Origin of the sequence: Candidatus Aquarickettsia rohweri (assembly GCF_003953955.1) — a bacterium.
Classification (GTDB): domain Bacteria; phylum Pseudomonadota; class Alphaproteobacteria; order Rickettsiales; family Midichloriaceae; genus Aquirickettsia; species Aquirickettsia rohweri.
Map to the genome: position 1 here is coordinate 1 of NZ_RXFM01000084.1, position 6,663 is coordinate 6,663.

9 protein-coding genes are annotated in these 6,663 nt (G+C 25.7%); 4 read left to right on the forward strand and 5 right to left on the reverse strand.

Features of this window, described 5'->3' with window-relative positions; genetic code table 11:
* Window positions 1-230, forward strand: a 230-nt coding sequence (locus EIC27_RS08340) for a transposase domain-containing protein (protein WP_205702304.1), incomplete at its 5' end; no start/stop codon positions are given.
* A 55-nt stretch (window positions 231-285) separates the two neighbouring features.
* The gene (locus EIC27_RS05545) at window positions 286-879 is read left to right on the forward strand and encodes a M15 family metallopeptidase (protein WP_205702352.1); all 594 of its coding nucleotides are present in this window, start codon (window positions 286-288) and stop codon (window positions 877-879) included.
* A gap of 5 nt (window positions 880-884) precedes the next feature.
* On the opposite strand, the gene EIC27_RS05550 is transcribed toward EIC27_RS05545, so the two are convergent.
* From EIC27_RS05550 to ygfZ, 4 genes are all read right to left on the reverse strand, one after another.
* Window positions 885-1,328, reverse strand: a complete 444-nt coding sequence (locus tag EIC27_RS05550) for a response regulator (protein WP_162298348.1) — start codon at window positions 1,326-1,328, stop codon at window positions 885-887.
* Between the two features lie 62 nt (window positions 1,329-1,390).
* Window positions 1,391-1,750, reverse strand: coding sequence for a holo-ACP synthase (gene acpS / locus EIC27_RS05555; RefSeq protein WP_126045102.1), 360 nt, complete (start codon window positions 1,748-1,750; stop codon window positions 1,391-1,393).
* A gap of 7 nt (window positions 1,751-1,757) precedes the next feature.
* On the reverse strand, window positions 1,758-3,581 hold the full coding sequence (gene aspS / locus EIC27_RS05560; RefSeq protein WP_126045103.1) for an aspartate--tRNA ligase: 1,824 nt from the start codon (window positions 3,579-3,581) through the stop codon (window positions 1,758-1,760).
* Window positions 3,582-3,692: 111 nt separating this feature from the next.
* The gene (gene ygfZ / locus EIC27_RS05565; RefSeq protein ID WP_126045104.1) at window positions 3,693-4,409 is read right to left on the reverse strand and encodes a CAF17-like 4Fe-4S cluster assembly/insertion protein YgfZ; all 717 of its coding nucleotides are present in this window, start codon (window positions 4,407-4,409) and stop codon (window positions 3,693-3,695) included.
* 129 nt (window positions 4,410-4,538) lie between these two features.
* Between ygfZ and EIC27_RS05570 the strand changes: the two genes are divergently transcribed.
* Complete coding sequence (locus tag EIC27_RS05570) at window positions 4,539-5,069, forward strand: shikimate kinase (protein WP_126045105.1); 531 nt, start codon at window positions 4,539-4,541, stop codon at window positions 5,067-5,069.
* Between the two features lie 21 nt (window positions 5,070-5,090).
* Window positions 5,091-6,182: an MBL fold metallo-hydrolase gene (locus tag EIC27_RS05575; protein ID WP_126045106.1), complete on the forward strand. Its 1,092-nt coding sequence runs from the start codon at window positions 5,091-5,093 to the stop codon at window positions 6,180-6,182.
* Between the two features lie 205 nt (window positions 6,183-6,387).
* Here the strand turns inward: EIC27_RS05575 and EIC27_RS05580 are convergent.
* Window positions 6,388-6,663, reverse strand: a 276-nt coding sequence (locus EIC27_RS05580; protein WP_153183752.1) for a transposase domain-containing protein, incomplete at its 5' end; no start/stop codon positions are given.

Consider the following 6,663-nt stretch of genomic DNA (forward strand, 5'->3'; position numbering starts at 1 on the left):
GTATAAAACCATTTGCAGTTGGCAGAAAAAATTGGATGTTCTGTGCAACAACTAAGGGTGCTAAAGCTAGTGCAAATATTTATAGTATTATTGAAACTTGCAAAGTAAATAAGATTAATCCTTATGATTATTTAAAATATTTGCTGAATCATATTCATGATTATTCTGATCCAAAAGAGTTAGTAAATTTACTTCCATATAATATTGATAAAAAAATATCATCAAATTAAATTTTTTTTAGAATTATCAAAAAACTTAAGAAACCCAAAGAAAGGCGGATAATACTTGTCAAGATGGGGATATTTTAGCGTTTACACAGAAATGAGATATGCAACAGAAAATAATTTTACTGGCAAAATAGTACCTGGATATGAAAGAAATATTTGCATTATAACACTAAAAGCTGCAAAAATTTTAAAAGAACTAAATGATGAATTAAATCAATATGGAATGAATTTAAAAATCTTTGATGCATATAGACCCAAAAATGCAGCAAAAAGTTTTATAGATTGGGCATACTCTAAAGAAGATAATTTAGATTTAAAGAAAATATACTACCCAAATATCAATCGTTCAGATTCCATTGGAAATTATATAGCAGATACACTATCAACACACTCAAGAGGAAGTACAGTAGATCTTACAATAATAGATCTGAAAACTAACCAAGAACTAGAAATGGGAGGAATATTTGATCTTTTTGATGAAATATCTCACACAGCAACCCCAAATATCCCAGATATAGCTAAAAAAAATCGATTATTATTAAAATCCATAATGGAAAAATTTGGTTTTAAAAACTTATGGAAAGAGTGGTGGCACTACACTCTTATTGATGAACCATTTAAAGATCAATATTTTGATTTTATGGTAAAATAAAATTTTTACTTTCTTAACAAATTATGAACTTCTTGCATCAAAAATTTATAAATGCTTGTTTTATGAATAACTGCATCAAATATTTCTAATTTTTCTTGACTCTGATTTTGTGTAAAAAAAACATTATTATGTTGAGATAATAATATAACTGGGATATTTTCAAAACCTTCTTTTGCTTTCACTTTTTTAACAAAATCTAAACCATTCATACCTGGCATTTGATAATCAGTAATAATTAAATCCAAAAATTTCACACCATAATGCTTTATTAATTCAACAGCCTCAAATGCATCTGCAGCTGATATAACATTGTAATCTTGTTTTTTCAATAATGAAGTCGCTAAACTCCTAATATAATTATTATCGTCAACAATTAAAATATTAATTTGCTTATTAGATTTCACAAGATTTATATTTTTTATTTTTTTCAATTTATTTATCTTACTCATATTCCACTGACTAAATATTAAATACATTTTTTTAATTTTGACAAGAAATATATTATAATTTTTTAAATTTTCTCTAAAATTACATAAGATATTGCATATGGCCATTCATCAGACATTGATAAAAACGCATTAATATTTTGTGATTGAAATGGGTGCTCATTAAAAAATGGAGCACCTTTTTTATCATTTAATACTTCAATGTCCTTAAAACTTATATTTCTTCCAATCCCAAATTTAGTAGCTTTAGCATACGCTTCTTTTGCAGAAAATCTTTTTGCAAAGTAAGATACATTATTTATTGATTTTCCATATAAAATTTCTTTCTTAGTAAAAATTCTATCAAAAAACTTATCATTATACTTAGTAATTAAAGTCTTAACTCTTCTAATATCAATAATATCACATCCAACACCAATAATCATTTGATTGTTATTTTGGTTGTTTTAATTTGTTATTAACTAATAAGCACAATTCCAAAAGAGATTTTTTATCAATTTGTGATGGAGCTCCCATTAATAAATCTTGAGCATTTTGATTTAATGGAAAAGCTATAATTTCTCTTATATTAGGCTCATTCGCAAGTAACATTATCATTCTATCAATTCCTGGCGCAATACCACCATGAGGAGGAGCTCCATATGTTAATGCTTTCACCATAGCTGGAAACGAATTATCAACTTGTTCTTTTGTATAACCAATATTCTCAAAAGCTTTATACATTATTACAAGGCTATGATTTCTAATTGCTCCACTAGATAACTCAATACCATTGCAAATTATATCGTATTGATAAGCCTTAATAGCTAGTTTTTCATCTAATGTTTTTGCATTGCTTAAAATTTCTATACCACCTTGAGGCATCGAAAAAGGATTATGGAAAAAATCTAGCTTTTTTTCATCATCATTCCACTCATAAAATGGGTAATCAACGATCCAGCAAAAATGAAATTCATTTTCATTGATTAATTTTAAATCTATCCCAAGTTTATTTCTAACTTTACCAGCATTCAAAGCTGCTATTTTTTCAATATCACAAGTAAAGAAAACAGAATCATTTGGCTCTAAATTACATATATCCTTTAACTGTTGGAATTTTTCATTATTTAAGAATTTAGCAATTGGCCCCTTACCATTGCCATTTTCATCAATAATTATATAAGCTAATCCTTTTGCTTTTAGCTCAGATTGAGCAAAAGCAATCATTTTATCATAAAATCCTCTACTTAAATCTCCAGTTTTATGAACTGGTATTGCTCTTATTACACATCCTTTTTCTATTGCATCATTAAAAATACCAAATCCAGATCCTCTAAAGATATCTGTAACATCATTAATAATTATAGGGTTTCTTAAATCAGGTTTATCTGAACCATATTTTAAAATAGATTCATCATAAGATATCCTTTGAAATGGAGCTTTTGAAATTTTATAATTAGAGAAATTTTTAAATGTATTGTATAATACCGGTTCTATCACTGCAAAAATATCATCTTGTGTCACAAATGACATTTCTATATCTAGTTGATAAAACTCACCAGGCGCTCTATCTGCTCTTGCATCTTCATCTCTAAAACATGGAGCAATTTGAAAATATTTATCAAACCCAGATATCATATATAACTGTTTAAATTGTTGTGGAGCCTGTGGTAATGCATAAAAATTACCAGGATTCAATCTACTTGGTACTAAAAAATCTCTTGCTCCCTCAGGGGAACTAGCAGTTAAAATTGGTGTCTGCAATTCATCAAACCCATGATCCCACATTTGGTTTCTCAAAAACTTAATTACTTTGCTTCTTAATTTAATGTTATCATGCATTTTCTCTTTTCTTAAATCAAGAAAACGATATTTTAATCTTAAATCTTCTGGAAATGGTTGAGTAGAGTTAACATTAATTGGTAAAGTATCAGCTTCTGATTCAATATTATAATTCTTAATAACTATTTCAATTTCTCCTGTGTCCATTTCAGAATTAATTGTATCTTCTGATCTTTTTACCACTTGCCCTTCTATAGTTATTACACTTTCATAGCTAAGCGATGTTAATTTATCAAAATCTTCTTTAGATAAACTATAAATCTTATCATCTTGATCTGAAGTAACCAACTGCACAATTCCAAAATGATCTCTTAAATCAATAAAATACACCCCTCCATGATCTCTTTTTCTATGTATCCATCCTGAAACTTTTACAAATTTTCCAATATCATTGGAGTTTAATTCTCCACATTTATGAGTTCTATATTTAGACACCTGTCTTATACTTTATAATTAAATTTTTTGCAGAATACACTATATATTTTTTTTTGACAATTAACATTTTGACACCTTGAATCTTTTAAGTTTGGAATTCTAAATCCCTATTTATTCACTTTTAATTAACGCTAGTGCATGATAGTTATAAATTTTTAAAATTTTTCCTATCTTTTTATTATCCTTAATAACTTCTTTATCGTTAATTTGATAATTATTTAAATTTATCATTTCTAATTTTTTTCTTCTTTTACCACGATGGTACATCCTAGCTGTAACTTCTTGACCAATATAACATCCCTTATTGAAACTAATTGCATTTAAATTATCCAATCCCAAATCTAATGGATAAAATTCTTCAGGAAAAAAATCAACTCCAAATTCTGGAATTAAATACTTGATCCTTATTTCATTATACTTTGCAATATCATTAAAGTTATTTTGTTTCATATCAAAATCATAACATCTCATCCCTAAATTTTTATTTCTAGGATCTATATAACTAAATTCATTAAAATCTTCATTTGTAATAAAAACATGCGCTTTACAATCCATAATATTAACATCTGAATGCAATTTATAAAGCATCAACTTTGTTTTTATATCATTTATATAATTTTGATGATAATCCAAATAATATTTTTCAGAAATTTTAAAAATAAAAAAATCAAATAGCATTTTCCCCTGTGGAGTTAATAATAAAGAATATTGAATATTTTCCTTATCTAACATATTGATATCGTTTGATAAGATATTTTGAAGAAAAATCTCAGAGTCTTTTCCAGTAATATTTATTAATCTTCTATAATTTAAATAATATTTATACATATTTCTAAAATTTCTAAAGGATTAAGTAATTTTATAATAAAACATTGAACTGTATAATAATACTTGAAAATATTATACTCTATATATTAATATAGCATGTTTACATTTAATAATCATATATAAGTATTTGTGACAAAAAAATTTTTTACTAAACCAATAGTTCTTATTGGTATGATGGGGAGCGGCAAAAGTACAGTTGGAAGAAAATTAGCAAGAAAATTAAATTTAAAATTTTATGATAGTGATAGAGTACTTGAAGAAAGAGAAGGATTAAGTATAGTTGATATTCATGATTTTATGGGTGAAAAGTACTTTTTACAAAAAGAAGAAGAAGTTATAAAAGAAATTATTGGATATGGCGTAATAGTATTATCAATAGGTGGTAGTAGCTTTATTAATGAGAATATAAGAAATTTTATTAAAAAATATACTATTTCTATATGGTTAGATTCAAAATTAGAAACAATATTTGAAAGAGTTTCTAGACGCAATACCAGACCGGAATTAATTACTACAAATAACAAAAAAGAGTTACTAGAGGAACTTCTTAAAGAACGTAAACCTATTTTTAATCAAGCAGATATAAGGATTGAAAGTGATTTAGAAGCTCATCACTTAGTTAATAATTTAATTGAAAAATTAGAAAAGTTTCAAGTATAAATATCTAAAATAAGGAAATATATGCTCAAGATATGTACAATTATTATTCTTATAATATTATTTTCTCTAGTTTTAATTTTTCATTTAGCAAATAAAAATTCATATAAAAATTACTACTATGGCAAAATTACAGATCATTTTGATGGAGCAAAATTTCATAATTTTAAAAGTAATACATTAAAAACAAACGACAAAGTTTTGTTAAATTATTTTAAAAATAAATTACTTGGAAAAGGTGCAATTTGGCCTAAAAACATAAATGTAAATTATACCAATCCAATAAACATAATAAATAAAAATAACTTTGATATAATATTTTTTATTAATCATGCTACAAATCTTATTAATATTGCTAATTATAACATTTTAACTGACCCAATATGGTCTAATTATGCAAGTCCTTTGCAATTTTTAGGGCCAAAAAGAAGAGCAAAACCAGGTGTTAAATTTGATGATTTACCTAAAATTGATATAATCTTAATTAGTCATAGTCATTATGATCATTTAGATTCTCAGACTATAAAAAGGTTAGTTAAAAGTCATAATCCTATATTTATTGTAGGACTTGGCGTTGGAGGTATTTTATCACAAATAGGAGTACCTCAAAATAAAATTATTGAATTAGATTGGTGGGAAAATTTTAAATTTCCAAATTCTCAACTAAATAATAGCAAATTTTTAGAGATTACATATGTTCCAGCACAACATTTTTCTTCTAGGTTTTTAGACGATAAAAATTCTACATTATGGGGAGGATTTGTAATAAAATCTTCAAATAAGAAAATTTATTTTGCCGGTGATACTGGTTTTGACTCAGATCAATTTCATGAAATAAGAAAAAAATTTGAAGTTATTGATGTATCTCTTTTACCAATTGGCGCCTATAAACCAGATAGTTTTAGATATGTTCATATGAATCCAGAGGAAGCAGTAAAAGCTAGTATGATACTTGAAAGTAAAATTAATATACCTATTCACTTTGGAACATTTATATTATCCTTTGAAAATTATGATGACCCAGTTCTTGACTTAACCAAATCATTAAATAAATATAATCTAGACCTCAATCACTTTAGCATTCTAAAAAATGGAGAATACAAAATTTTGAATTAAAGACACAATTTTTTGCTCTATAGCTAAATAACTTTAATTTAAGTACGTTAAGAAAAAAGTAAAATCTGGTAAATTCATATTGCAATAAGTAAAAATATAATTAAATTATACTAATTTAACGTAAACGCTAAAATATCCCCATCTTGACAAGTATTATCCGCCTTTCTTTGGGTTTCTTAAGTTTTTTGATAATTCTAAAAAAAATTTAATTTGATGATATTTTTTTATCAATATTATATGGAAGTAAATTTACTAACTCTTTTGGATCAGAATAATCATGAATATGATTCAGCAAATATTTTAAATAATCATAAGGATTAATCTTATTTACTTTGCAAGTTTCAATAATACTATAAATATTTGCACTAGCTTTAGCACCCTTAGTTGTTGCACAGAACATCCAATTTTTTCTGCCAACTGCAAATGGTTTTATACTACGCTCCGAATCATTATTATCAATACGCAGTCTTCCATCTAAAAG

Coding starts and splice junctions, on each gene's coding strand:
- ygfZ (WP_126045104.1), bottom strand. CDS start 4,409: ATGTATAAATATTATTTAAATTATAGAAGATTAATAAATATTACTGGA.
- EIC27_RS05575 (WP_126045106.1), top strand. CDS start 5,091: ATGCTCAAGATATGTACAATTATTATTCTTATAATATTATTTTCTCTA.
- acpS (WP_126045102.1), bottom strand. CDS start 1,750: ATGATTATTGGTGTTGGATGTGATATTATTGATATTAGAAGAGTTAAG.
- EIC27_RS05550 (WP_162298348.1), bottom strand. CDS start 1,328: ATGAGTAAGATAAATAAATTGAAAAAAATAAAAAATATAAATCTTGTG.